The 26,612-nt window shown below is 41.5% G+C and carries 23 protein-coding genes; 11 read left to right on the top strand and 12 right to left on the bottom strand.

Annotated features, from left to right (window positions below; genetic code table 11):
- Positions 1-186 precede the first annotated feature (186 nt).
- The 5 genes from U3A58_RS10975 to U3A58_RS10995 all read left to right on the top strand — a co-directional run bounded on the left by U3A58_RS10975 (position 187) and on the right by U3A58_RS10995 (position 5,385).
- Positions 187-684: a gluconokinase gene (locus U3A58_RS10975; RefSeq protein ID WP_323823472.1), complete on the top strand. Its 498-nt coding sequence runs from the start codon at positions 187-189 to the stop codon at positions 682-684.
- Between the two features lie 120 nt (positions 685-804).
- Positions 805-2,175 carry an amidohydrolase family protein gene (locus tag U3A58_RS10980; protein WP_323823473.1) on the top strand — a complete coding sequence of 457 codons (1,371 nt, stop codon included), beginning with the start codon at positions 805-807 and terminating at the stop codon, positions 2,173-2,175.
- Positions 2,176-2,310: 135 nt separating this feature from the next.
- The gene (locus U3A58_RS10985) at positions 2,311-3,447 is read left to right on the top strand and encodes an aldose epimerase family protein (RefSeq protein WP_323823474.1); all 1,137 of its coding nucleotides are present in this window, start codon (positions 2,311-2,313) and stop codon (positions 3,445-3,447) included.
- Positions 3,448-3,510: 63 nt separating this feature from the next.
- Positions 3,511-4,644, top strand: a complete 1,134-nt coding sequence (locus U3A58_RS10990) for a hypothetical protein (RefSeq protein ID WP_323823475.1) — start codon at positions 3,511-3,513, stop codon at positions 4,642-4,644.
- 150 nt (positions 4,645-4,794) lie between these two features.
- Entirely contained in the window at positions 4,795-5,385 is a 591-nt protein-coding gene (locus U3A58_RS10995) for a DUF4142 domain-containing protein (RefSeq protein ID WP_323823476.1), read from the top strand.
- 193 nt (positions 5,386-5,578) lie between these two features.
- Here the strand turns inward: U3A58_RS10995 and U3A58_RS11000 are convergent, their stop codons facing one another.
- From U3A58_RS11000 to U3A58_RS11020, 5 genes are all read right to left on the bottom strand, one after another.
- Positions 5,579-7,090, bottom strand: a complete 1,512-nt coding sequence (locus tag U3A58_RS11000) for a glycoside hydrolase family 3 protein (protein WP_323823477.1) — start codon at positions 7,088-7,090, stop codon at positions 5,579-5,581.
- Positions 7,091-7,221: 131 nt separating this feature from the next.
- Positions 7,222-8,487, bottom strand: a complete 1,266-nt coding sequence (locus U3A58_RS11005; RefSeq protein ID WP_323823478.1) for an MFS transporter — start codon at positions 8,485-8,487, stop codon at positions 7,222-7,224.
- The gene (locus U3A58_RS11010; RefSeq protein WP_323823479.1) at positions 8,484-8,963 is read right to left on the bottom strand and encodes a GNAT family N-acetyltransferase; all 480 of its coding nucleotides are present in this window, start codon (positions 8,961-8,963) and stop codon (positions 8,484-8,486) included. Before U3A58_RS11010 ends, U3A58_RS11005 begins: the two co-directional genes overlap by 4 nt.
- A 10-nt stretch (positions 8,964-8,973) precedes the next feature.
- Entirely contained in the window at positions 8,974-10,605 is a 1,632-nt protein-coding gene (locus U3A58_RS11015) for a glycoside hydrolase family 10-like protein (RefSeq protein ID WP_323823480.1), read from the bottom strand.
- Positions 10,606-10,615: 10 nt separating this feature from the next.
- Positions 10,616-11,299: an N-acetylmuramoyl-L-alanine amidase gene (locus tag U3A58_RS11020; protein ID WP_323823481.1), complete on the bottom strand. Its 684-nt coding sequence runs from the start codon at positions 11,297-11,299 to the stop codon at positions 10,616-10,618.
- A gap of 187 nt (positions 11,300-11,486) precedes the next feature.
- On the opposite strand from U3A58_RS11020, the gene U3A58_RS11025 reads away from it, so the two are divergent.
- Entirely contained in the window at positions 11,487-12,236 is a 750-nt protein-coding gene (locus tag U3A58_RS11025; protein WP_323823482.1) for a DeoR/GlpR family DNA-binding transcription regulator, read from the top strand.
- A 288-nt stretch (positions 12,237-12,524) separates the two neighbouring features.
- Here the strand turns inward: U3A58_RS11025 and U3A58_RS11030 are convergent, their stop codons facing one another.
- The 6 genes from U3A58_RS11030 to U3A58_RS11055 all read right to left on the bottom strand — a co-directional run bounded on the left by U3A58_RS11030 (position 12,525) and on the right by U3A58_RS11055 (position 21,718).
- On the bottom strand, positions 12,525-15,188 hold the full coding sequence (locus tag U3A58_RS11030) for a DUF7133 domain-containing protein (protein WP_323823483.1): 2,664 nt from the start codon (positions 15,186-15,188) through the stop codon (positions 12,525-12,527).
- A gap of 279 nt (positions 15,189-15,467) precedes the next feature.
- A complete protein-coding gene (locus U3A58_RS11035; protein ID WP_323823484.1) occupies positions 15,468-16,652 on the bottom strand; it encodes an FG-GAP repeat domain-containing protein in 1,185 nt (394 codons plus the stop codon).
- A 12-nt stretch (positions 16,653-16,664) separates the two neighbouring features.
- A complete protein-coding gene (locus tag U3A58_RS11040) occupies positions 16,665-19,514 on the bottom strand; it encodes a PVC-type heme-binding CxxCH protein (RefSeq protein WP_323823485.1) in 2,850 nt (949 codons plus the stop codon).
- A gap of 105 nt (positions 19,515-19,619) precedes the next feature.
- Positions 19,620-20,267, bottom strand: a complete 648-nt coding sequence (locus U3A58_RS11045; RefSeq protein WP_323823486.1) for a 3-keto-disaccharide hydrolase — start codon at positions 20,265-20,267, stop codon at positions 19,620-19,622.
- 362 nt (positions 20,268-20,629) lie between these two features.
- Positions 20,630-21,238, bottom strand: coding sequence for a hypothetical protein (locus tag U3A58_RS11050; RefSeq protein WP_323823487.1), 609 nt, complete (start codon positions 21,236-21,238; stop codon positions 20,630-20,632).
- A gap of 129 nt (positions 21,239-21,367) precedes the next feature.
- A complete protein-coding gene (locus tag U3A58_RS11055; protein WP_323823488.1) occupies positions 21,368-21,718 on the bottom strand; it encodes a hypothetical protein in 351 nt (116 codons plus the stop codon).
- Positions 21,719-22,036: 318 nt separating this feature from the next.
- Between U3A58_RS11055 and U3A58_RS11060 the strand changes: the two genes are divergently transcribed.
- Together U3A58_RS11060 and U3A58_RS11065 are read left to right on the top strand one after the other, a co-directional pair.
- Positions 22,037-22,738 (top strand): ferritin-like domain-containing protein, encoded by a 702-nt coding sequence (locus U3A58_RS11060; RefSeq protein WP_323823489.1) that lies wholly within the window; start codon positions 22,037-22,039, stop codon positions 22,736-22,738.
- Between the two features lie 26 nt (positions 22,739-22,764).
- Entirely contained in the window at positions 22,765-23,583 is an 819-nt protein-coding gene (locus tag U3A58_RS11065; protein ID WP_323823490.1) for a ferritin-like domain-containing protein, read from the top strand.
- 317 nt (positions 23,584-23,900) lie between these two features.
- Here the strand turns inward: U3A58_RS11065 and U3A58_RS11070 are convergent, their stop codons facing one another.
- Positions 23,901-24,434 carry a GNAT family N-acetyltransferase gene (locus U3A58_RS11070; protein WP_323823491.1) on the bottom strand — a complete coding sequence of 178 codons (534 nt, stop codon included), beginning with the start codon at positions 24,432-24,434 and terminating at the stop codon, positions 23,901-23,903.
- A 101-nt stretch (positions 24,435-24,535) separates the two neighbouring features.
- Here U3A58_RS11070 and U3A58_RS11075 point away from each other — a divergent pair, with 101 nt between their 5' ends.
- From U3A58_RS11075 to U3A58_RS11085, 3 genes are read left to right on the top strand one after another with little or no spacing between them, the layout of a single operon-like run.
- Positions 24,536-25,393 carry an ABC transporter ATP-binding protein gene (locus U3A58_RS11075; protein WP_323823492.1) on the top strand — a complete coding sequence of 286 codons (858 nt, stop codon included), beginning with the start codon at positions 24,536-24,538 and terminating at the stop codon, positions 25,391-25,393.
- Positions 25,390-26,208 carry a hypothetical protein gene (locus U3A58_RS11080; RefSeq protein ID WP_323823493.1) on the top strand — a complete coding sequence of 273 codons (819 nt, stop codon included), beginning with the start codon at positions 25,390-25,392 and terminating at the stop codon, positions 26,206-26,208. The genes U3A58_RS11075 and U3A58_RS11080 overlap by 4 nt, the downstream gene beginning before the upstream one ends.
- Position 26,209: 1 nt before the next feature.
- Positions 26,210-26,593 carry a GntR family transcriptional regulator gene (locus tag U3A58_RS11085; protein ID WP_323823494.1) on the top strand — a complete coding sequence of 128 codons (384 nt, stop codon included), beginning with the start codon at positions 26,210-26,212 and terminating at the stop codon, positions 26,591-26,593.
- Positions 26,594-26,612: the final 19 nt, after the last annotated feature.

Below are 26,612 nucleotides of genomic sequence, written 5' to 3' on the forward strand. Positions count from 1 at the left end.
CAGTGCTATCAGAAGAGTTTGGTTAGTTTTGATCCTTAGGTGTAAATGAGGATTTACAAGAAAATGTCTTTTTACTGATACCTTAATCTCCATTTTATGTGGTGTTGGGACACTTCGTTTGAGTTGCCTTAATTCAATGCCTAATGATTCTTGAGGTCTAATATATATTTTTCTTAACTTTCAGCTATGCTTATTATAGTCACAGGTGTTTCAGGAACAGGAAAAACAACTATTGGCTCTGGCTTAGCCGATGCGTTGGAGTTGCCGTTTTTTGATGCAGATAATTTTCATCCCAAAAAGAATATCGAAAAAATGAGCCAGGGATTTCCTCTGAATGATGAGGATAGGATGCCTTGGCTTCAATCCTTAGCAGATCTATTGGTCAAACATGAGAAAACTGGGGGAGCTGTGTTGGCTTGTTCAGCCCTTAAAGAAAGCTATCGGGAAATATTAAAAGTACAGGAAAAAGTGCATTGGATTCATCTCAAAGGAGATCGGGATTTAATTTGGAGACGGATGCTGGCTCGCAAAAACCACTACATGAAAGCGGCAATGTTGGATTCGCAATTTGCGACATGGGAGGAACCTCGCTATGGGTTGAAGCTGAATATTTTGCAAACGCCGGAGGAAATGCATGCTGAAGCGATGAGATATTTGGGTGTACCTGTCAGTAATGGCAACTAGAAATCAAGAAATTATTTAGGAGAGTCAATTAAGTAGTTCAAGGGGAGCATTTTTTTTCCAAAGGATTGTTTTAGGTCGCTTTATAGACGAAATTGAAACTTCCATGTCACTCGCTATTTTATGAAAAAGTCTCTTTTCACCTATTTCCTGCTGATGTTATTTTCAGTTTTCACTGGATTTTCGCAGACTTACCTTATTTCAAATGTGAACATCGTTTCGATGGAGAACGAGCAGGTGCTGAATAATCAGTCCATTCTGGTCGGCGATGGTAAAATTCTCCAAATCAACCCCATGACCGCTCCATTAGACATGGGTAGTAATCAAGTGATTGATGGCAGTGGAGCCTACGTCTATCCAGGTTTAGCGGAGTTTCATTCCCATATTCCAGTAGCTCAAAATGGAGATACCCAACTGCAAGAGGAGGCAATGTGGCTTTATTTAGCCAATGGCATTTTGCGGGTGAGAGGAATGATCGGTCATGCTTCACATTTGCCATTGAAAGCTAGGATAGATGCGGGTGAATTGGATGGTCCTAGATTGTATCTTTCTGGGCCATCTTTTAGTGGATCATCAGTTTCTTCCCCTGAGCAGGCTGAGCAACTAGTCAGAGATGAAAAAGCTGCCGGTTATGATCATCTAAAGTTGCATCCGGGATTGGCGATGGAAGAGTTTATAGCGATTTCCAACACTGCCAAAGAGCTAGGTATTCCTTTTGGAGGTCATGTGTCCTTGGATGTAGGATTGGAAGCCAGTTTGAAAGGTGGCTACAAATCCATAGAGCACATGGATGGTTACATTGAAGCTATGATACCTGTTTATTCCCGCGTTTTGAATTCAAAGATAGCCGGGCCATTCACTATGCTTTTGGTCGATGAAGTTGATCTAAGTAAGTTACCGGAGTTAGTGGATTTGACGCTTGAAACCAACGCTTGGATCGCACCTACACTGACGCTTTTTGATCGATATTTTGGATCAAAGCCCGCCGAGGAATATCGTAACATTCCAGAAATGAAATACATGTCCGCTGAGCAAGTTCAAAGTTGGATCAATGCAAAGATACCTTATGAGCAATCAGGTGTTTTGACAAAGGAGCATGTGGAGCCTTACCTAGAATTTAGGAACGAGCTATTTATGACACTCCATGAAGCCGGAGTTCCCATGCTGATGTCTTCTGATTCACCCCAGGTTTTTAATGTTCCCGGATTTTCCATCCATCATGAGATAGAGTTGATGTCTAAAGCGGGGATGTCAAACTATGAGATTTTGAAATCTGGATCTGTCAACCCAGCGAGATATTTTGATCAAGAGGGAGAATGGGGAGTAATCAAAAAGGGAGCTTCTGCTGATTTCGTATTGGTGCGAAATAATCCTTTGGAAGATCTTGCTACTCTGAAAGAGCCATTGATGGTGGTTATGAAAGGAAAGATATATGATAGAAATGAGCTTAAAAAAGAACTGGATAAGATAGCTGAAAATCATAAAAGGGATTAGTTTTCCAGCGATTGGAGTAATGGATATTTGGATTACAGAGGGACTGATATTCAAATATTTCAGACATTTAAGTTAAGTTTAACACCCTACGTACTTTTTAAATCTTAAAATTTTATAATAATCAACTACCCAATAATGAACCTAAAAACGGAAGTCGTAATATTAGCTATACTTATTTCAGGCTTCGCCTGTGTAGCTCAAACCAAATCAACTGTGATTCAAGAAGAACTTAGCCTGTCAATCAAAGAAGAAAAAGTTGCCACTTGGGATGGCAAAGATGTTTTTAAATATACCCTTGAGAATGGGAAGATGCAGGTTGAGTTGACCAATTATGGAGGTATAATTTCTAGAATAATAACTCCTGATAAAGAGGGGAATCTTGAGAATATCGTGTTGGCCCTAGAAAATGTGGAGGATTACTTTACTAAGAATGGCCCTTATTTAGGTGCTGCAGTTGGTAGATATGCGAATAGAATTGGGAAAGCTTCTTTCACTTTGGATGAGGAAACTTTTCACATTACAAAAAATAATGGTGAAAATACCCTACATGGCGGGACAAAAGGTTTTGGGGTGAAAGTCTGGAGCCCTGAAGTATATAAAAATAACAATGCTGTAGGTGTGAAAATGACTTATTTGAGTGTGGATGGGGAAGAAGGTTTTCCTGGTAATCTAATGACTACACTTTGGATGGAGCTGACTAGTGCCAATGAACTTAAGCTTCGTTTTGAATCTACCACCGACAAGAAAACTGTCGTCAATCTGACTAATCATTCCTATTTCAACCTGAGCGGAATTGAAGGAGATGTGCGGAATCACGAATTGCAGATTTTTGCGGAAGCTATTACACCAACGGGTCCTGGCCAAATTCCTACCGGAGAAGTGAAGAGAGTAGCTGGGACAGCGTTTGATTTCCAAACACCAAAAAATCTGGGAGAGCAATTGGATGCATTGGGAGAAGGCTTTGACCATAATTATGTCACCAAGAGCGCAAATTCCTCAGAGCTCAAGAAAATCGCAATTGTAAAACATCCTGCCACTGGCCGTACAATGGAGGTTTTTTCTACTGCACCAGGAGTTCAGCTTTATACTGCTAATCATGTAAGCGATTTCGCCGGAGCTGATGGCAAGACTTACCAACCGCATTGGGCGCTTTGTTTGGAGCCAGAGGCTTGGCCTGACAGCCCAAATAAGCCTGATTTTCCATCAGCTAGCTTAGCTCCCGGTGAAAAGTACGTTCATGAAATTGTGTATGAGTTTGGTGTAGAGAAATAAACGTAGGATTAAGTTTTCGTTTAGGGTCTTTTTAATTAGATTGTTTGTCAATCGACAAAACCCATGAGAAACAAACTAGCCAAAACTGTACTAGCGTTAAGCACCACTTTTTTATCATTCGCCTTATCTGCGCAGGAATACACTTTTAAAAAAGTGAGAGAATTCCATGTAGAAAGCCTTGCAGAAGTGGGGATTAGGGACTATGACCCAAAGAGAAATGTTTTTGTCGGCTTTATCGATAAGCGATCTGAGGGCATAGAGCTAGCAGTTTTCGATGCAGATGGCAAGATAGTCAGCAGTCAAAAAAGGCAGGGAGAGGGGCCAGAAGATTACCAATCATCTGCGTTGGCTATGGGTTTTTCCCCTGAGGGTGACGTGTTTGTTCAGACTTCACTAGAGCTTGTGAAGTATGACACCCAGTTCAATAGGATAAGCAAAGTCAAATTTGAGCCGAAGACAACTACGGTTGTTTATTCTGGGCCACGGTCTAAGTTTGTTCCTTTGACAAGAGGGCATGATGTTTCATTTATCGTAAATGGATCTAACCTAAGTAATAGGGGTTTTAATGATGCCCCAAAGAAAATGGACATGATTGATTATTATGATGCGGGTAGTCAAATAATCAAATCGGAAATTCCTTTATCTAGCAGAAAAGTATTTGAAGGAATAGAAGATAAGGTGTTTCCTACTACGATTAACCCAATATTCACAATTGATCCACAGAATAGCAATTTGTATTTCACGACTACTATAGACTCTGAAATCACTGTTTACAATCCTATCAACTGGAACGTAATTCAAAGAATCCCAGTCAAACATGAGTTTTTTAAAGCTTTAGATGATATCCCGCTCAGAGAGTCAAATTTGGGTCTTTCAGATAAATCACCGCTTTATTCTAGGAATCAAGAACTTTTAAAGTTCGACTTCGATTTATTGGGACTTATCTATGTGAAGGAGATTTCAGAAGCAGCGAATGAGTTGAGGAAAAGTGAGGAGAAGACTTTTTGGATGTTCGATCCTGAATTTCATAGAATAATACTTTTCAAAAATGGAGTTCAGCTACCGGGAGAGTTGACAATTCCTTCAGGCTTGATTCAAATGACTCTGCCAAATAACCGCGTGTTGGTAAAAGTGAAAAATCAGGAATTAGAGCTGGACTATTATCCATTTGAGATCTGGGAGATCGTAGAAAAGTGAGAACTTTTTATTTGCTATAAGAGCAAAACTTTCAACACACTGAGTAAGCAATACACAGGCGAAATCATTAAAATGGCTTTAACTCGCAGGAAACGTCGTGGGAATGGTACTTGTATGAATACTGGCAGAATACTAAACCAACTAATTCTTATGAGAACAAGTAATGTAAACCAAACTACGGCAAAAACCTTCAGTAGAGGAGCAAGAAATACTGGAGCTGTTATGCTATCAACATTTTTGCTTGTAGGCATGACTTCCTGCGAAAACGATGATGATGATCCGATTCTGACTACTTATAATCAGCAAGACAGAAATTTCGCAATTTCTTCCTCTGAAAATCTGAACGCACAAATTAATTTTGGGCAGCTGGCACTAGACAACGGTGAGGATGATTCTGTATTAGAATATGGCACTATGCTCGTTTCTGAAAACACAGAAAGTAAGACGGAGCTAAAGGGAATTGTAAATGGAACTGACGTAGAGATATCTGATGACATATCGGATGCTATGCAAACCAAATATGATGAATTGGCAGCTTTGAGCGGAGAGGAATTCGATATGGCTTTTATCGATTTTCAACTAGAAGCGCTGGATAATTCGATGTCTGTCTATGAAAACCAGAATGACAATGGAGAGAATAATACCATGAAAGCTTTTTCTGACAAGACTCTAGGTAAAGTTAGAGATCACAGAGAAGATGCTAGACTTGTGAAGGCTGAACTAGAACTTGAAAACATTTAAGAAGTCAGAATATAATTGAAGCTGATTAACCCAGTAGCAAATATGTGATGATTTCTTTTAGAGCCGGTTTTCCTTTCGAGGAGACCGGCTTTTTCGTTTTCCTGCTGTGCGGAACTCAAAATGACTTTTCGGAAAACGTGTTTGATCTAAGTAAGTGCTATTTGTCATGCCGCTACTCCAGAAGCTGCTTTTTTTATTTAAATAGCTTTACAACAGCTTCTTGACTTTCTTCAAAACTTTGATATCCACAAATCACCGCTTCAAATTCATCCAAATTACCCAGATGCCTTATCGCTAGGGGATTTCCGAAATGGACTAGAATACAAGATTTAGCTTGTTTTAATTGTTTGATTTCTGCCAATGTCACCTCATTCATACCAAACTGATTCAGCGGTTTATGAGATGGGACAAAGACTGAAATGATCACTTTATCGGCTTGATTGATATCTACTTCTTCTAAGTTATGGGTGAATATTGCTTCCAATTTATGGGCAAATGAGTTCAGCTCACAAGGGAAGAAAGTGCGATAAGCTAGCTTTCCTTCCCTCGCCAATTGCTGCAACTCCACAGTATTGAGCTGCCCAGAAATTACAGATACATATTCCTTGGCTAGTTGGAACTGAAAGTTTGCATGACTTACCCAATCAAATTCAGGAACATCTAAATGTGTAAAATCAAATACACCCAGCTTTTCTTTCAATGCCCAAATTTTTGCGAAAACTGCTTCAATTTCCTCTTCGGAGGCATTCTCATTGATAGCTTCTATTCCTTCATTGACATGATCCGAAAAGCAAAGAATATCATTTCCGGCATGAAAAGCCTCCCACTCCAGTTGGCCAGGAATTGGAAATAAGTCGGCAACCGCCTTCATGTTTAACGCATCAGAGATCACCAGCCCTTTAAAGCCCATTTCAATTTTCAGTAAATCAGTACTAACCTCCCGAGAGATGCTGGAGGCAATTTCCTTTCCTCCAGACAATGCCGGAGCCGCTAAGTGCCCAACCATAATCATTTCTACTCCATTATCTATTCCATACTGAAATGGTAAAAGCTCTTCTTTTTTCAGTTCTTCCTTGGTTTTTTGAATGACGGGAAGTCCCAAATGTGAATCAGTCTGCGTATCACCATGACCCGGAAAATGCTTGAAACATGCTCCGATTCCGGCTTTCTTCATCCCTTTATACATCGCCAATGATAGCTCAGCTACTTTATCCGGATTTGTCCCAAAAGATCTATAGCCAATCACCGGATTGTTTGGGTTGGTATTTACATCTGAGCATGGGGCTAGGTTTAGATGAATACCAGCCTTTCTCATATCCAAACCCATGCTGTAACCTACCTCCTCAATCAATTCCGCTGCATTTTTTTTGATCGCTCCGAGCGTAATTGCAAAAGGATATTGAGGTGTCTTTTCTATCCGCATCGCCAAGCCATATTCCCCATCTATGCTGATCAGCAAAGGGATTTTTGAAATAGCCTGATAGCGATTGATCAGTGTAATCATTTTCTCCAATGTCCCACTTACATCCAAGATTTCAGCCCGCTTTTCGAAGTTGGCAGCGGCAGAATGGCGGCTATGAAAAAGGGTCAATCCGCCTATTTCTTGCTCTTGAATTAGCTTTTCTATTGCGAGGTAATTTTCTTCCGAATCGTGGATAAATGCGGCAGGAGAAAAGCACTGAGCAATTTTTTGATTGGAGTTCATGCTCTTTGAATTTGTTTAGTGTTGATTAAACTTCATTATTCAACATTCGATGTTCATCATTCATAATTACATCTCGAATAACGAATGATGAATTTCGAATAATGAACTTTAGTGAGTGCGAGGTCTATAATTCATTCCATTTTCTTCCCAAACTCCCTAGGATACTTCACGCTTGCGGCAATTGCCAGTGCAGGAATCATGGCTACTCCCACCCAGATGAAGAATCCGGTATAGCCAAGCCATTCTTGGATATAGCCGGAAAGCATTCCAGGGAGCATCATACCCATTGCCATAAAGCCGGTGGCCAAGGCGTAATGTGAGGTTTTGAAAAGACCTTCGGCTAAATAAATCAAGAAGATCATGTAGGCGGCGAAACCGAATCCATACCCGAATTGCTCGATGACTACGACCGCACCTGCGAAGAAGATATTCTCTGGCTTGAAGTGCGCCAGACCTATGTAAAGTAAATTGGGAAGGTTGAGGGATAGGGCCATTGGGATCATCCATTTGCCAAGTCCATGACGGGAAATGGCGATTCCACCCAATATTCCACCCACTAGCAAGGCTATCACTCCGATGGTTCCATACAGAAAACCAACTTCAGAGGTGCTTAATCCCAGTCCGCCGGTCTGTCTTTCCTCTAATAAAAATGGAGAGGCCATCTTTACCAACTGAGATTCTCCTAATCGGTAGAGCAGTACAAAAGCAAGCGATATTCCAATGTTTTTCTTCGTGAAAAAGGTACTGAAGACTTTCCCGAAACTAGCTTCTCGGGTAATGTTTTCAGTTGATTCTCGCTCTACTTTTGGAGTTGATAAATAATTAATGGCAGTAAGTAAAAGCATCAGCGCTCCTACAATAATCATAGTCCACGACCAGGCTTTATTATTATCACTCAGACTCGTTTCCAGATAACCCGCCACCATTACGATTAAGCCTTGTCCTGTGATCATGCCGATCCGGTAAAAGGTTCCCCGCAATCCTACAAAAAAGGATTGTTGCTCAGGTTTCAGAGCGATCAGGTATATGCCATCCGAAGCGATATCATTGGTAGCAGAAGCAAATGCTCCCATCCAGAAAAAGGCAAGAGTCATAAAGAAAAAGTTATTGCCGGCAGTAGTCAATCCAACCCCTAAAAAGACCAGAGATAGAATCAACTGCATACTTAGGAACCATTTTCTTTTGGTACCGAAAAGGTCGATAATTGGGCTCCAGATAGGTTTGATCACCCAAGGCAGGTATAATAAACTTGTGTACAAGCCTATGTCAGAATTGGAGACACCGAGCTTTTTATACATAATCACCGACACGACGATGATGACGATGTAGGGAACGCCTTCGGTCATGTATAGTGAAGGGATCCAGATCCAGGGATTTTTTTGGTTTGATTTGCTCATGACTTGCGGATCAGATTTTCGTAGATACTCACTTCAGACCCGTCGATGGTTTTTGCATTTACCGCTTTTTCATAGAAATCAGCTGGGCCAACCCCACCGATAATGGCATAAACATACCCCATTTCCCGCATGGATTCCATAGATCTTATTAGAAGAATCTTGCCTATCCCTTTGCCACGTTCAGATTCAATTGTTCCTGTTGGACCAAAGAAATTTCTAGCGGTACTTTCATAGCAGGCGAAGCCCAGGATTTCGTTTCCTCTTTGCGCCAGCCAGCATGCTACGGGCTGTCTGCAGAAAGCTACTTCCACTTCTGATTGCCAATACTCCCCAAAATTTTCCAAAACCCAAGTACTTACCAAGTGCTTCTCAGGTGCAATAGCTCTTCGAAAGACGACATTCTCCTTTTTCAATAGTCGTGATTCATCAAGAGAAACATCCGGCAATCCGATCAGTCGGACAAGCATATCTTGCATAAGAGGAGATTTAAGGGATTTGGTATACTTGGGTTTGGACGATTCTGCCGTAATGGTCAATCCAGCGTATGGCAAGATATGCAGTATTCAGGCTTTTTACTTCCAAAGTTCTGGCTCGTAAACCGCCAACCCAAACAGGATGGATTTCAGAATCTGCCAGCTGAGTCAACTCATTTGCTCCTTGGACCAAAGCATAGCGAATAGCCGGATCAAGCGGATTTGCCATGCGGATAGAAGTCAATTCGGAATTAGCTTCCACACTGAATACCACAGGTGTATCTATGATCGATGCGCTTTTGGGTTGAAAAGACGGTGGTAATGTGGGTTCATTATACAATTCACTTTTGAGTAATTGGGCAACGTCCTGATTTTTGATTTTCATGGATTTGGCCGAGAAAAAAGCATTTCCCTGAATTGTAGGCAGTGTTCGTGTGTAAGAAATCTGCGTGTTTATTTCGTGTGGATTGTCCCAAGCAGCGTCTGAATCACCACGTATTTTATAGGGGCCATTTCCTATGTAGATGTTGGTGTTAAAATGATTTTTTGCCCACCAATCATTCAGAAGGCGGTGAGACGCCAGTTTATGATCCATGCTCCAATAGAGTTGAGGAATCATATAGTCCACCCATCCATTTTTCATCCAAAGCAATACATCTGCATAGAGGTCGTCGTAATTGGTCTGCCCAGCCCGGGTGGGAGATCCTTTTGGGTCTTTGTCCTGATTTCTCCAGACACCGAATGGCGAAATCCCAAACTGGACCCAAGGCTTACTTTGCTTGATTGTCTGATTGAGTGCAAGGATCAATTGGTTCACATTTTCCCTTCTCCAATCATCCTGAGACTGCCCTGGCTTCTTGTACTTGTCGTAGGCAGATTTATCAGGGAAAGCTAATTTTGCTACTTTATAAGGATAAAAGTAATCGTCAAAGTGTATTGCATCGATGTCGTAGTTTTCTACGATCTCTTTGATCACCGCTAGCAAATGGGACTGTACTTCAGGCAGACCGGGGTTGTAATAATACTTGGTGTCGTATTTAAGCATCCAGTCTCGATGCAAGTTGTAATCGTGTTCTGGGCTGAGGTCTGAGGTGTTTAGATTCATAGTAGCCCGATATGGATTTAGCCAAGCATGAAACTCTAATCCTCGAGTATGTGCCTCCTGAATCATCCAGGTGAGGGGGTTCTCGGTGGTATTTGGGGCTTTTCCTTGTTTACCAGTCAGGTACTTTGACCAAGGTGCGAGGTTGCTTGGATAAAATGCATCTCCAGCAGTTCTAACCTGAACAATTACCGCATTGAAATTCAGGTTTTTGTAGTAATCCAAAAGATTAAGAAAGTCACGCTTTTGCTTTTCGTAGGTATCATCCGGAGAAATAGGCCAATCGATATTAGCCACTGTTGCTATCCATACCCCACGGAATTCTCTAGGCATTTCTGGCATTTGGTAGGATAGTGGCTGCAAGGCAACCGGAGTCATTGGCAGCCTTTTTACCGGGAGATTAGCACCTGGATTTTGGGTCGGAGAAGTGGTGATCCTACCAGAAGGTCTGCTTCCCTGTGAAGTGTTTTTTTGTGATTTGCAGGCAGAAAATAACAGCCCGAAGGCCAGAATAACAAATAGATACCTTGAAAGGAATTTCATAAATCGGTAATCAGAGCGTTGGTACAGGTTTCAAATTTAAGTCTTCCAGGTTTTTCCGAAGTTTGTTCATAAAGTCATCCCCTGGGTCGGTTTTTACTGTGCGATAATCTGGATCAGCTTCTTTCCAAAGGTCAGTTGTTTGGAAGTTTTGATACTCATAATGACCAATAACATAGTCAATTGCATATTTTATTTCCAGATATCTGATCAATTCTTCGTTTGCTTTTAGTTGCTTCCTAGTCAGAGGCATATCATCACTGCCAATATTTTCGATTCCAATCGCTAGGTAATTTAACCCTATGGTATGTCTGGCAAAGGTAGTGTCCGGCAATAGTCTAAAAATCGTGCCGTCCCTGTCGATCAAAAACTGGCTGGAAACATTAAGATTACTTGCTCCGGTCAGATCAGCTCTTCCTGTCAAAGTAGCAGGGTCAAAAACATCAAAAGTCACTTCTACATTGTCGATTGCAGTCCAGTGAACGACCACCATTTTGGGGTCAATAGATGCAGAGGCCTGCTCCAAACCATGACGTTCTTTTAAGTATTTCAAGGAAAGTTCTTCACGCTCTTGGTTCCAGGTAATCGGTTTATCAATTATTCTAAAAGTAGATTTAGGGCTACAGGAGATTTGAAAAAGTGAAATGATAACGATTCCTGATAGTAAGAGAATAGTAGTTAAAGGTTTGATTTTCATAGCTTTATTGCGAATATTATCTTCTATTTAAATGAGAGGTAAATTGCTTTTCACAGCTAAACTACCCAGAAAATGTCAGGATAGGGAAGGCTCTCTCGCTATTTTTTGCCAGTAATTACAAAGTCGTAAAATCTTTGCAAGTTTTTGCTGTTTTTGTTAGTTTCCCAAACTCAAAAAATTTCATTCCATGCTGAAAGAAGAAAGACAGAAGTATATTTTGGATCAGGTACACTTACATCATCGGGTTTTGCTCAATGACTTATCAGATTCTTTGAATGTATCCATAGATACTGTCAGACGGGATGTGAAGGAATTAGATAAGGAAAAAAAGCTCAAGAAAGTGCATGGTGGAGCGACGTCCTTTGGCTTTATGACCTTCACGAAAGACGATGGTAATATTTACTTGAAGTCAAAGAAAATCTCTATAGCTGAGAAAACTGTTTCCTTGCTTTCTGATGGACAGGTTATCTTAATGAGTGGGGGTACAACCAATATGGAAGTGGCTAAGCTTATTCCGAAAAAATTGGTTTTGACGGTATTTACACCAAGTCTTCATGTGGCGATGGCCTTGCTTGATCATGAGAATGTGGAGGTTATTTTTCTAGGAGGGAAACTTTTGCATGACGCTAAGTTTGCAGTGGGAGGAACGGTGGTCAATTCACTTTCGCAGCTTCGGGTGGATCTATGCATACTGGGAACAGGCTATTTGGATGCGCAATTTGGCTTGACAGAGTTTGATTGGGAGGTGATTCAGGTGAAACAGGCGATGATCCGAGCGGCAAAAAAGACGATAATTTTGACTGTTTCGGATAAGCTGCATTCCGTCCAAAAATACAAGACCTGTGATATGACGGCTGTTCATACGCTTGTCACAGAGCTGGAACCCTCCGATCCGCTTTTGGATGCATTTCGACCATTTGATTTGGTGTTGGTTTGAGTATAGACTGAGTAATTATATAGGATTGGTGAAATACTTTTTGAATCAATGAGGTTGAAATTTCTATTAATTGAAAGTAAATCCAGCTAGGGAAACGATTAAAAAATCTGGATCAGAAATCCCCAAAGGTTCAAATAAAATACCTGGAATTGTCATCATTTAGGCTAAAACTAATTCCGGTGAAAACCGAACTTGAAATTGGGTTTTTCCAACATGATAATCTGAATCAGATGAAGCTAATGCTTCAAAGCTCCACCTGATCCAGGATCTATTATTGACCAGTAAATTTTATTTTTGCTGCTGTAAGTAGGTGATCAAAGAAGCTAGCTCCTCATAGGAAAGTGCATTTGCCAAGCCTGGAGGCATCATGGAGGTTTCCATCACCTTACGCGTTTTGATAGTATTTTTATCCAGTTTAGTTGCTTTGCCTGTGATGTCCTGAATCACAACTTCGTTTGCTGTTTCTCCAGTGACAAAACCCATGTAAGATTTATCGTCATTGGTAGCTATAAGCACGGAAGCAAAGCCCTGTGAGATAGAAGCATTTGGCTTCAGAATGGACTCAGTAATCTGAGAGCGATTCATGATCGAGCCGATTTGTCCCATAAATGGCCCCTTCAGCGGCTGTCCTTTTTCTATGCTATGGCAAGCAACGCATCCTTGACTGGTGAAAAGTGTTTTCCCTTTCACCGGATCTCCTTTGATGTCTGCCACTGCAATCATGACATCTTCTATGGAAGAGGCACCAACCTGTCCTTTTTTGCTCTTAATTTTCTCCAGATCAACTTCAGTTTCCTGAATGACTAAGTTTGATTCATCTGCACCAAACTCTTCAATATCCATTCTGTTTCTCTCGTTGAGCTCAGCGAAAAATTGTCTTTTCGTAGGATCGTCAAAGGCATTACGCTCGCCGATCAAAAAGTCTTTGATTTGGGCCGAAGACTCCCAAGTGATCCCTTTATAATATGGCCCATGTGTATCGGGGCGAGTTCCCCACCACCAAGATCCATCGTATGGTGCTTCTTTCTTATACAATCTAGAAAGTGTACCCAAGATTTCCGCTTTCAACTCCATGTCATCTGTATCGCCATAGGCTTTGATTAACCCATCCACAGCTTTTGGATCATGCATGTAGCGCAAAGACCATAATGCAAGGGTAGAATTCTCAGTTCCAATGGCCTCTATAGCTTCATCTACCGCTTGAAGTTCTACCAATGCTTTTACTGCAATGTGTGGAAGAATAATAGCGGAATTAGAAGTAGCGTGTGGCCCTTCCGTTCCTTTCTCTGGCTGCTTGAATGAATCCGGTACTTTTACTTTTAACAATTCTTCGGCTGCCTCTGGATTTCCAATTCTTCCCAGTGCCACGATAGCAGCTGACTTCACCCGATCATTTGGATCAGTTACGCCTTCAATAAATGGATCAAGAGGTACTCCCTGAAGACAGGTTTTGCGGTCTACCAAAGCTCTTAGTGCGAATTCTCTCACTTTCTCTTCTTGGCTTAATTTTACCAATTCTCCATTCCCACCTTCGCAGGTTGCCTGCGCATAAGTGTATATACCAGCTACTCTTACCTCCAGCGATAAGGTTTTATCAGTTGCTACAGAAAGCGCCGCAGCTCCTGCTTCATCCGGGAAGCGGGCAAGCATTTCGCGCTGTGCATGAAAACGTGAAACAGAATTATGCGCTTTAAGTAATTCTGTCAATTCTTCCAGTGTAGCTGTTTGTAAGTCAGGGAAAGCTTCGTAAGTCCAGTCTTTTGGTACAACTCGCACCACATAGCCTTTTTCTGGGCTACCAAAGTATCCGGCACCATTCCAAGCAGCTAGGTACATGCGACCTGAACCGTCCACATCAAGATCTGAAATCTGTGGAAGTTTGATAAACTCTTCATCCTGTTGTGTAAATCCTGGGCCGTCCATGGTCACACGGTGGATATATAATTGGCTTCTGCCCCAATCTGCCATCATCGGTACGTGATTGTATTTGGCTGGCCAGCGATCATCATCCATAAAGTAACTTCCTGTGCCGGAACCTCCTCCAACATCAACGAGTGCAGGAATAATTTCTTCAGTAAAGTTTTTGAAAAAGTTAGGGTACCCATACTCACCAGACTGTGTATAGTGGATGAAACGGATATTCCATCCTCCACCGTCATTCGTATTGCCCCGGGTATAAATATTCATAAACGGATCAATAGCCACATCGTAGATATTTCTTGTTCCATGGATGTATTCTTCCATTTCTGTTCCGTCTGGACGAACTCGTACAATTCCGCCACCCAGCATGGTCATTTGCTTGCCATCTCTATCTGTGGCATTATGAAATCCGAAATCACCTACGGCTATATAAATCCAGCCATCAATACCCATTCTGATCCCATTAGTGGAGTGATCGGTACCACGAGAGCGAATCGACTCGGGAGAGGAAATGCCTTCGATGAGCATTTTGGACGGTTCGTCCGCCACACCGTCATTGTCTTTATCTTCAAACACCACCAAGTTCATTCCTTCGGCCTTTCCGGTTGCTTCTGAAAACTGCGTATGAAGCACAAAGACTTGATCTCTTACTGCGATGATTCCCCGTGGGTTGTCCACTTTCACAAACTCAGTATGAGAATCCAGTTCACCATCATTATTGCTATCGACTAAGCGGACTATAGCGCCTTTTCCGGGCTCTTTTCCGAGTGAACCCATCATATCCACACCGACGAATACATTTCCATTGGGAGAAACGGCCAATGCAGCTGGGCTAGGGACGATGTCCGGACCGGCAAAATTGGTCATGATCAATTCAGTGCTGTCTGCTCCGTGACTTGCAGTGTCGAGAGGGAATTGAGGATAGTATTTGGTAAGCTCTTCTAGATCTGCTTTTCGAGTATCCGGGGTTGAGCACCCAAATGCAAGAAAGGAACCGACTAGGGCTATTATAGGTAGTGATATTTTAGACATGCTAAAAGTGTGATAGTGGTTTATTATTTTGGCAGGTGCGCTTTGCGTCCTCAAATATATCAGTTTCCCTTTTTTGGGAGCATATATTCCTTCATTCCTTGTTCATAGGAGGCATTCATTGATAAATGGTGGAAGACTCGCCTTGAATCACTGATTTAGCTTTGAAGAGGAAATGTTTTTACTAGTTGTATCTCCAAGCTGCCAGTATTGAGACAAGAGGATTATAGGCTTTAGTGATCCTAGTAGCTATCGGGAGTTTTTGACTTTCTAGCGCCCCTCTCACTTTTTTATCTGATTTTCGAAGAGAAAAATCCCGTTCTTATTTGCAATCACAATGTCAGGTTTTTGATCCTTGTTCATATCTTCTACTGTAATATTTAACCCAGCTCCTGAGTCGTTGTCGATGATGTGCTCACGGAAAAAAGGTCCGATCCCGGGAGTAAATTCTAAATAGAATAAATAAGGGGTGTCACCGTCTCCAGCATCATTTCCATTGTGAGCCAGATATCTTTTACCTGAGATCATTTCCAAATTCCCATTTCCATTGAGATCCGCCATGATGGTGGCATGAGTTTGTGCTGTCAAATTTGTAATAAGGTGGGTTTTGAACGAAGAATCATTCATTTGCTCCTGCCACCATACGCCCAGTGAATGCGCAGATGCACTGACTACGTCATTTTTCATATCTCCATTTACATCCAAGACCTGCATATGCGAGGCGGGTTCGCTGATCTGGACTGGGTGGAAAATCCAGTCACCAGACTTTTGATTTGCTTTTCCTTCAAACCAACCTTCGGCGATTACGACGTCTTTGAACCCATCGCCATTAATATCTCCATAGCCTAGACCATGGGAGAATCGGTCAGTTCCAGGTACATTTTCTTCAGAAAGTGGAAAGCGTTTCCATTCAGTTTCTCCTGATTTTGTAGGAGCTTGAAGCCAGATAATTTGCTTCTTTTCAGGATCTCCACAAAGTATATCCAGCCTGCCATCACCGTCAATATCAAGAAAACCTGGTGATTCATTCGAAATTCCGACTGAGTCTGCAATGATGTGCTTTTGCCAATTGCTACTTTCAGTCTTTGGGTTTTCAAACCAATAAGCTGGAGTCCCAGGGTAATCTATGATGACCACATCATCCCATCCATCGAGATTGACATCCATTCCGAGATTCAGGAAGGAATTGCTGTATTCCTTCCTTGGGTCAAAAACCCGGGATTGAGAGATCTCATGCCGCGTCCAATTGGGCGCTTCGAACCAATAATATCCCGCGACAATATCCATCTGACCATCTTTATTGAGGTCAGCTACCGCTACTCCTTCAGAAAGGAAATCCCGCGAAATCACCGTCTTTTTGAATTCAGACGCAGATTGATCCTGACTAAAGGCAGTATTTGTAAAGAAGGAAAAAGCCAATAAACCAATCAGACCCATACCAGTGTTGTTGAGATTGATACTCTTCATAGTGCTTTGTTGTTAAGGTTTTAAAGTGATTTTGGCTAATTGTATTTTCAATTCATGATTGTAGTGTGAATCGGATTCATCCAGTGATTTCCTGAGTCTTTGCAATGCCGCAGTTGCTTCATTAGTATTTAGCTCGCTAAGTTTCTGCACAGTGTATTTCAGCATAAGAGGATTGGAGGCTTTTTCTGCCAAGTTTAAGGCGCGGTCTGCATCAAGGTCTGCCAATGGTTCTATTGCATACCAAAGCATAAGCGGCATATTGTGATCTTCCAGATCTTCTGTTCTTTGCACCAATGCTTCCATTACTTCCCAGCGCAATTCCGGTTCTAGCCGAAGCATAGCGGAAGTCAGATAAAGTCTGACCAAAGCTGATTTATCATTTTTTGCCATACTGGCGAATTGTGTCAACGTCTCTTCAGATACAGATTTATCTTCCGCTTCTAGTTGGATTGCCCAGCTTCGGATGTATTCATCAGAATCAGACATTAATTTACTCAGGTCATCGGCTGAAAGCCTATTTGTCACATGAAGTGACCAAAGCGCACGCAATCGATTTGTAGTTTGAGGAGCCTTTGCCAGGATATCTCTTAGCACTGCCACAGCTTCAGGAGTAGCACCTCGCTCTTGCAGGATTGTCCTTGCTTGCCGTGCATACCATTCATTTTTATGGTTTTGATAATTGGCGAGTTCTACGCTGCTTGATTTCGATAGATCAACTTGTACCCACTGATCATTTTCATGGGAAATCTTAAAAATCCTCCCCAAAGACTTGTCATGTACGTCCGGATTAGGGCTGTGACACTGGTTCTGGTCATACCAATCAATAGCGAATACGGAGCCATCTGGGCCATATTTGAAATTCAGCCATTGGGACCAGGAATCATTCATGGCCATGAAGTCATTTTGATGTGTCGCCACATAGCCAGAGCCCGCTCGGGTAAGTTGATCAATGTTTAATCGGGAGCCATTGATGTTGTTCATAAAGATATTGTTGCGGTATTTCTCCGGCCAAGTATCTCCACCCAGATAAATCATTGCCCCTGCATGAGCATGACCGCCTCCGGCAGATGCAGAGCGGAAATTGCCGGCATGTGGACCGCGATCTCCTACCCAGTGCACATGATCCGCGATTGTTTTGATATCATCATAGCTATATGGGTTGAAGTGATTGCCAGCCTGTCTTTGGTAGCGAGCGCCCTGAATGACATGGTACATGTGCGGAATCACACAGACGGTGATGAATGGATGTCCGTAGCTATTGAAATCAATGCCCCAAGGATTGCTGCTGCCTTCAGCAAAAACCTCAAAATCATGTCGAGTTGGGTGATATCGCCAGACGCCTGCATTGATTTTAGTCCGCTCATCGTCCGTAGATCCTGGTTTCCCCACATTGGAATGAGTGAACACACCATGTGTGCCATACAGCCAACCATCTGGACCCCATCTCAAATTATTCAATACTTCGTGCGTATCATCTGTTCCCCAGCCGTCCAGGAGTTTGACAGGCGGACCTGTAGGTTTGTCCTTTTCAAAATCTGCCGGAATGAATAAAAGATAAGGAGCAGCTCCAAGCCACACGCCACCCATTCCAACTTCAATTCCGCTGACAAGATTTAGCCCTTCAGTGAATACTTTTCTGGAATCCAGCGTCCCATCACCATCCGTATCTTCGAAAATCAAGATGCGATCCTTTCCTTCACCTTCTGGAGCCGGAGTAGGATAGGTGTGTCCCTCAACCACCCAAAGCCTTCCACGATGATCAAGAGTAAAACTGATCGGTCTGATGATGTCCGGCTCAGCTGCCGCAAGCGTGACGGTGAACCCATCTGGTGGAGTCATAGCCTTCGCAGCTTCTAATCCCGAAAGTCCCGAATTCAGTACAGGATCCAGTGGGGGTAGAATGATGATGTCTTCCTGCTTTAATTCATTGGAAAAGGTGGGACGGCTGGGATAAAATGCGAAATCATCAAAGTTGATATGTGCCCATTTATCATCAGAGATATAAGGGATTTGGGAGATGCCCGTTTCATTATCTACGATTCTGATAAAAATTGGCTGATTTAAGTAAGGACTCAAGTCCACCACCACGGGCTGCAGCGTGGCTCGACCTTGTCCTGTGGAGTTGTAAATTACTTCGTCGGATTCTGCTAAAACCAATTCTACTCGTGTATCGGCCAAAGCTCCTCCTGAAATCCTAAAACTTGCAAATGGTTGAGTCACCTCAAATGGTACAGAGGTAAGTGTTCCGGTTAATTTGTAATTTTTTGTCCCTCCGCTGCTAAGGAAGTTTTTCCCTTCAAAATTTATTCTGTCCTCCTCACTGTGCACAGGTGAAGGATCTGAACTGAAAATTGCACTGGCAAAGGCATCTCCTGAAGCTGTCCAATCCTGAAGTGTACCTGTTTCGAAATTCAGGTTTAGTGGTTTCCCGTTTTTCTGAGGAATAGTCCCAACTATTTCAACTTCATCTCCTTTTAAAAGTTCAAACTTTCCTACCATGCCAGCTGCTCGGTGGCCCGGGATGGAACAGTAATAAGTATCGTCATCTACCGCTACGAATGTGATGCTTGTAGTCGCACCTTCTTCCAGGATTGTTTCACTTTTGATTCCAAGCTTTTCCATAGCCAAATCGTGTGTCATGATCTCACCGTTGGTGATGGTGATGGTGACTCGATCACCTTTTTTAGCCTTGAGTGTAGGATTCCTTGTGCCATCCGGAGCAAAATATCCAAGCATGGTAGCTTGTAGCTTGAATTCAATATCTGAAGACTGACTATAGGTGATGGTTGAATTTGCGAAGGAAGAAATAGAAAATGCGCATAGAATCACGCAAAAAACGAACAGTATGCAGTTTCTGATCATGGTCTTTGGGTTGATGGATAATCGAAAAGGTTTTGAACCTGAACTATGTATTGGAAAATCTACTAAGACCACAAATGCATATTCTAGGTTAAACCAATCTATAAGCTATTCTTTTTGAGGCAGTTCTTCAATAAAAATATCCTTAAATGCTACTTGGGCTTTTCCTCCTCCATGGATTTGCAATCCGATTAAGCCTGACTGGGGAATTGATTTGTCCTTTTCGGTATAATCCACTGTTTGATGTCCATTGATAAACAGTTGGATCCGTCCATTTTCAGTATGGACTTTATAGTCATTCCAATCATCTATTTTGATCCATTGCCCTACTTGAGCCGAGTCAGGAGAAAACAAGGTGATGTTTCTCCGGGATTCATCATACAAACTAGCCCAGTATCCTTCACCCCAATCCGCCTGGTATCCTTCCATCTCGTAGTCAGGATCTGTAAGCCGCTTGCTGTGAAATTGAATTCCTGAATTGATAAAGCCATCATCGCCAGTCAGTTTGATTTTCAAGGTCAGAATGAAATTCTCATAATTTCGGTCTGTGACCAAGAATTCATTATTAGGCACTGTTTCATCCAGAGAACCACCTACAATCATTCCGTCTTCCACACGCCAGGTATTCTTAGTGTCACCTTGCCATCCGGATAAGCTTTTGCCATCAAAAAGTGAAATGGAAGAATTATTGGATCCTACTTTGCACCCAAAAATGGTGAATCCAATAAGAGAAAATAGTATGAGACTTAGTTTCATGGGGAAAGTGTTTGAAAGTGAAATTGGACGAACCAATAATAGGCTGGGTTAATATCGAAATACGAATGAAGAATTCTGAATATCTAAGATTACAGTCCTGCCAAATCCCACTTTTGGATGATATTCTTAAAACCATTTTTCGCACGACCTTTCAGAATGTCCCTTATAAATGGACGAAAATAGATTATTTTCTGGAGACATGCAGTCAAAAAATCTATGGTTGGTTTTGCAGTCTATTGAAAAACTGAGATTTAGGTAATCTCCCGTACAGTTCTATTCTGGATATGATTATTGTAAATAAAATAAAATTGAGTAGAGAGGCGATCTCTCTACTCAATTATTAAAAGCTTAAGTAGTTAGTGTTAATTACACGAAACTTTTGGGTTGAATTTGGTAAATATACCTGAGGGATTGTTTTTCCATATCCAGGTGTGAAGTTGGTAATTATCAAAGGGAAGAGGGATAGGGGCAAAAGCTTCATCAAACACTTGCATACCGAAATATGGAATCATGTCATTTTCTAGATCCCATGGCTCTTTTTTAATAATAAATTCTACTGCTACCAGTTTCATCTGTCCATTTTTGTCCATTTCGTACAGCAATGCTTCCGGCATACTAGGATTGTAGATTCCATCTACAATAGCAAAATTAACGAAGTGATAACCCATTGCTCCATCTGGAGAAGCTACGCAATCTGAACCTTGCTCATAGCCGTCGGCCATGGCATCTTCTAGGTCGTGATATTTAGCAGTAGCTCCCCGGAGTGCGGCCAGCATTTTTAGAGTTTCCGGTTCCATCCTTAGATTCTCTAAAGAAAATGCCTCTGGGTAGTCGGTAACACGCTCAAGACCCATGTCTGGGTTTTGCGGCGGATCTAATTTGCTCTCGTCAGAGATGCAACTTGTGAAAGAGAAGATTACTGAAAAAATCAGTACTAGTCTTCCAAGTGAATTTTGAAAGTAATTTTTCATAGTTTTTTTTGATTGGAATTGAAAAAGAAGTTTAAATAAAAATGTTTAAAACCCTTGACGGGTGCCCTGAGTAAATTGATTGGTATTCAATTATTTACAAGCCTAATTTACAAATGGAGTAGGACTTTATCAAAGTATTTTTGGTGTTTTATCAAGGATATTTATTAATTGTAACTCCGGATAAAGCCATTTTTCGCAAGACCTGTTTGAATGTCTCTGATGAAAGGTCTGTAAGCATCTTCGGTGATTTGAAATGTGCTGGGGAAAGCTGCCATACTTCCAGTAATTCCATAGTTGAGCGTAAGGGGCTATAAGGGCATTGAGATCCTCTGCTATAGCTCTGGCCATTGCTGTGGGTGCTGTGTTAACAGCGCCGTTGTTTTCGGCTCCATGGGGTTCAAATGTCCCATTTGGGAGTAATACGGTATTTATTTGCCCAGGAACAAATTCTGCAAACTCCATCCAATTGACGAGATTCATGTCACGGGAGGGATTTTTTTCCTGGGCTTTATTCTGTATAAATCGTAAAAACAGAATAAATGATAGTACAATCCTTTTTTGGCTAAGAGATTTAAAAAGAGGTTTTTAAAGAAAGGTGACGGTTGAAAAACAATCGTTTCAGGTTCAAAATTTCCATCAATTTTTGATTTATCTCAAAAAACTTTAGGGTTGGCAAAATCCAGTTGAGGGGAGGGCTTCGTAATTGTATCTAAACTACCAGATCAGGCAAATATGGTACTGCTAGTTTAAATAATTTATGAAAACCATAACCGGATTATTAACCTAAACACTCAGAAAATGAAAAATGAATTAATTAAGCCTCAAGGGCTGGTCAAAAATGCGAACCGCAGACAGTTCCTTAAAACAGGCTCACTCTCGGTAGCTGCAGCAGGATTGATTATGGTTGGCTGTAAGGATGTGGGAGAAAACCCAATGCCTCCGATGGAAAATGGAGTCATGCTAGGTTCGGGAGACATAGGGATTTTGAATTATGCTTATGCTTTGGAGCAATTGGAAGCTGCATTTTATGCCACTGTAATGCAGGGAAGCTACTTCGCCAATGCAAGTGCGGAAGAAAAAACCATTATGGGAGATTTGGAGAAGCATGAGAGAGCACACAGAGAATTTTTCAAAGCAGCTTTAGGAGATGCGGCAATCGCTGATCTGGAAGTTGATTTCAGCGCGATTGATTTCAGCAATAGAACATCTGTATTGATGGCAGCGAAGACCTTTGAAGATTTGGGAGTTGCGGCGTATAACGGTGCAGGACAATTCATCGAGAATGTAGATTACTTGGTGATTGCCGGTAAAATTGTTTCTGTGGAAGCAAGACATGCTGCTGCAATCAGAGACTTGATCAATCCAGGCTCAGCTGATTTTGCTGGCGATGATTTGATTGATGCAAATGGACTTGAGCGTACGCTGAATTTTACCCAGGTATTGACTGCTGCCAGCTCATATGTTACCACCCCAATTGACTTCAGTCAGTTGCCTTCTTAATCCACCACTTTAAAACAACACAAGACATGAACTTATTAAAATTGCTAGATAAAATGTGCCCGGATACCAATAGTCCGGAAGAGAAAGAAATGTTTTTCTCCAGAAGAGAGGCTTTCCGCCAGTTTGGAGATATGAGTAAAAAAGTTGCTATGGCTGCTGTGCCTCTGGGAATTCTGTCGGCTTTGCCTAAAGTAGCGAAGGCGGATACTGCAAGTTTGATCGGCGTATTGAATTACGCTTTAACCTTGGAGCATTTGGAGTACAGATATTATCAGATGGGGATTGAGTCAGGTGTAATTGATGGGGCTGATTTGGCTATTTTCACCAAGATCAGAGATCATGAATTGGCACACGTGAATTTCCTTACCGAGGTGATTTCAAATGTGCTAATGGGTACGCCAGTGGCTGAGCCGGAATTTGACTTCACTGCAGGGGGTAACTTTATGCCATTTTCTGATTACCCTACGTTTTTGGCCTTATCTCAAGCATTTGAGGATACTGGCGTGAGAGCGTATAAAGGTCAGGCTGGTAATGTCATGGAAAGTGATGTAGTCTTGACTGCTGCGCTCTCTATACATTCTGTGGAAGCAAGACATGCTTCTATGGTGAGAAGATTGAGAACAAAGAAAGGTCATGATGATATTAAAGGTTGGATCACTAACGACTCACGGGGATCTCTTCCTGCTCCTACACAGGCTATCTATAACGGCGAAGAAAACGTCACGCATGGGGGTGTTAACGTCGTTAATTTGACCGGGATAGATGCCGGAGCAGTGTCCGAAGGATGGGATGAGCCGCTTAACAAAGAACAAGTGTTAGGAATTGCTTCTCTTTTCCTAGCCTAGTATATGGTTATTAGTTGGGGTTGAGTGGTTTAGATGTCATCTCTCTATGGAGGTGGCATCTTTTTTTATGCGCTCCCGCAAAGGCGCAACGGCGCAAAGTTATTTTAATCATTCACCTGGTTACTCAGGTGAAATCTAAGTTCAAGCCTTTATTGTCTTGCTTGTATTGTTATACTGCTTCTTCTGAAGCTGGATTTTACCGGGACTTTCTTGAAAATTTCCCGCAGATAGTCGGAGATAGAAATTCGCAGATTTCCGCAGATTTTGTTCTGCTTATCACTTAACACTCACTAACTGACAATCTTCACGTTGAAAGGTTATAGCTCAATCTTATACAAACTACAAGGTTGTAGTCGAGGGTGTTCTAATAAATCAGGATGTTCAAAGTCATATTCATAGGTCATTCCTATTTTTTGCATTACCCGGATAGAAGCTAGGTTTTTTGACGAGGCGAGGGAATAGACTTCTTTAATCCCCAATTCCTTTGCAAACTGAATACATCTTGCTGCTCCTTCCGTGGCAAACCCTTGATTCCAAAACTCTTTTCTTATCCGCCATCCAATATCTACACACGGAGTGAAAGAGGCTTTGAATGATTTTGTCCCCAAGCCAATCATGCCTAAGAATTCCCCACTTTCCAATAAATCAACAACGAAGTAACAATGCCCATGATCAGCATAGAGCCTTGTCATTCTATCCATCAGCGCCTGAGATTCTTTCATAGACAGCGGATGCTGGAAAAAAGTCATGGTTTCTGGGTCAGCATTCATGGCTGTAAAAGCAGGAAGGTCTGTAGGAAGCCAGGTTCGAAATCCTAGGCGCTGACATTGAAATAAATAGGGTGAATCCATTGCTGAATTTAATAGATTCGAAAAAATAGTTGATTGAATTATTTGATTTTCAATTTAAGTTTATACTTTAGTGTCATAATACACTATGACAGTATAACACTATGATCGTTTCAGTCAAAGATTTGAACTTCTCCTATCCCAAAAAGAAACCACTTTTCGAACAACTTCAGTGGTCTGTACCAGCTGGTTCTGTGGTAGGGCTTCTTGGGAAGAATGGTGCTGGCAAGTCCACCTTACTGTATTTACTTTCCGGATTGCTTTTTCCAAAAAGTGGTGCTTTAACCTTGGATTCACATATTCCCAAAGAAAGAAAGCCAGATTTTCTAGAACAGATTTTCTTCCTTCCTGACGACATAGCCTATGTAGAAAATATGAACATTGGGACTTACGAAAAGGTGATGGGGCCGTTTTATCCATTGTTTGACTCCGTACAGTTTGAAAAGATTCTGACCGACTTCGGTCTGGAAAAGAAGGTCAGACTGAAGGAGCTTTCCCTTGGTGAGCGGAAAAAGGTTTTTCTATCTTTTGGCTTGAGTACGAATTGCAAGTTTTTGCTTTTCGATGAGCCGACGAATGGACTGGATATTCCTTCCAAAAGTGTTTTCCGGAAAGTGGTAGCCGGCAATCTAAGCGAGGACCAAACTGTGATTATTTCCACACACTTGGTCGCAGACGTGGAGAAGCTGATTGATCGGGTGGCGATTTTGAATGAAGGAAAGATTCAGTTGGATGCTGATATATTGGAGCTTTCTGATCGCTTGCAGTTTGGATCATCATCTGATATTCCGGATGGAGCTATGTACTCTGAGAAATTTGGAACTGGCTATCAATTTATCCGGTCAAGAATTGGAAGTGAGGCTCAAACCTCAGTGAATCTGGAACTTCTTTTCAACGCAGTTCTGAACAAAAGTCTAAGCAATGAATCAATTTTTCAAACTCTAAATCGCGAAGTCCTATGAATGCTAACTCAATCAGTTTACACCGTATCTTCAATCTATTTCGATTTGAGTTTTTGATGCATCGAAAACTTTATTTGATGGGCATACCCGGTGTGTTTTTGATCACAACAGTCATATTCTTGATGACGGTTTATTTCACCAATCTGGATAATTATAGTGTTTTGTATTACGGACAACTTCTTTTTTTGGTGATTTTTGGAGTGGGGTTTAGCTTTATTGATCTTAGGGATAAAAGATCTTCCCAAGTTTATTTAACACTACCTTGTTTAGCCTCTGAGAAGTATTTCGTTCAGTTCTTTACCCGAGTACTATTGTTCCCCGTCATTTTTACTCTAATGTTTATTATAGGGGTATCAGTTTCCAAAGATATACTTCATATGAGTTCTATTACCACTTTTTATGTAGATAATGGTACTCCGATAGTGAAAGATAATTTAGATATCAATCAGATGATCTTTGTTTTCAATTCCTGGAATAAGCCAGCAATGACCTATTTTTCGGTTTTTGGTCTTGGTTTCTTAATCATTTCATTGATGTTTTCAGGAGGGATTATTTTTGGCAAATGGAATTTTATTTCAATGCCGTTGGTAGTCGCATTTATCCTTCTCATGTTTTTTGGAAGCTATTATGGATTGAGTTGGTTTGTTGATGCTTCTGAATTTGGATTAGGCGGTAATTATTCTATCAGAATTGATCATCCTGAGATAGTTGAAGGAGTACCACTTTTTATCTTGAATTGTTTTATTCTGATCTGGATTGCAGTGTTTTTTTCCTTTGTAGTTGCTTATTTCAAACTCAAGGAGCGGGAGGTTTAAGATGGATTTCAACGAAACAAAAAACATCTTTCTCCAGATCCGGGACTGGGTAGCCGACCAGATTCTGCAAGGGAAAATCATAGCAGGAGAGAAGATTCCTTCGGTGCGGGAGCTTGCAGTGGATATGGAGGTAAACCGTAATACGGTGATGAGAAGTTACGCGCTGATGGAGGAAGAGGGGATCATCGAAAACAAGCGTGGGATAGGTTTTTTCGTAGCGTCTAACGCAAAGCAAAATTTGCTCAAGATGCAAAAGCAAACATTTCTAAATGATGAATTACCCTCTATTCTACATCAGATAGAAGTGCTTAAGCTTAATTCAGTGGATCTACAAATCCTGATTCAAACAATTCAATCCAACGACCATGAAATCAAGCCTGACTAGAAAGTCAGGGGCTAGGATG

This window comes from Algoriphagus persicinus (assembly GCF_035156415.1).
Taxonomy (GTDB): Bacteria; Bacteroidota; Bacteroidia; order Cytophagales; family Cyclobacteriaceae; genus Algoriphagus; species Algoriphagus persicinus.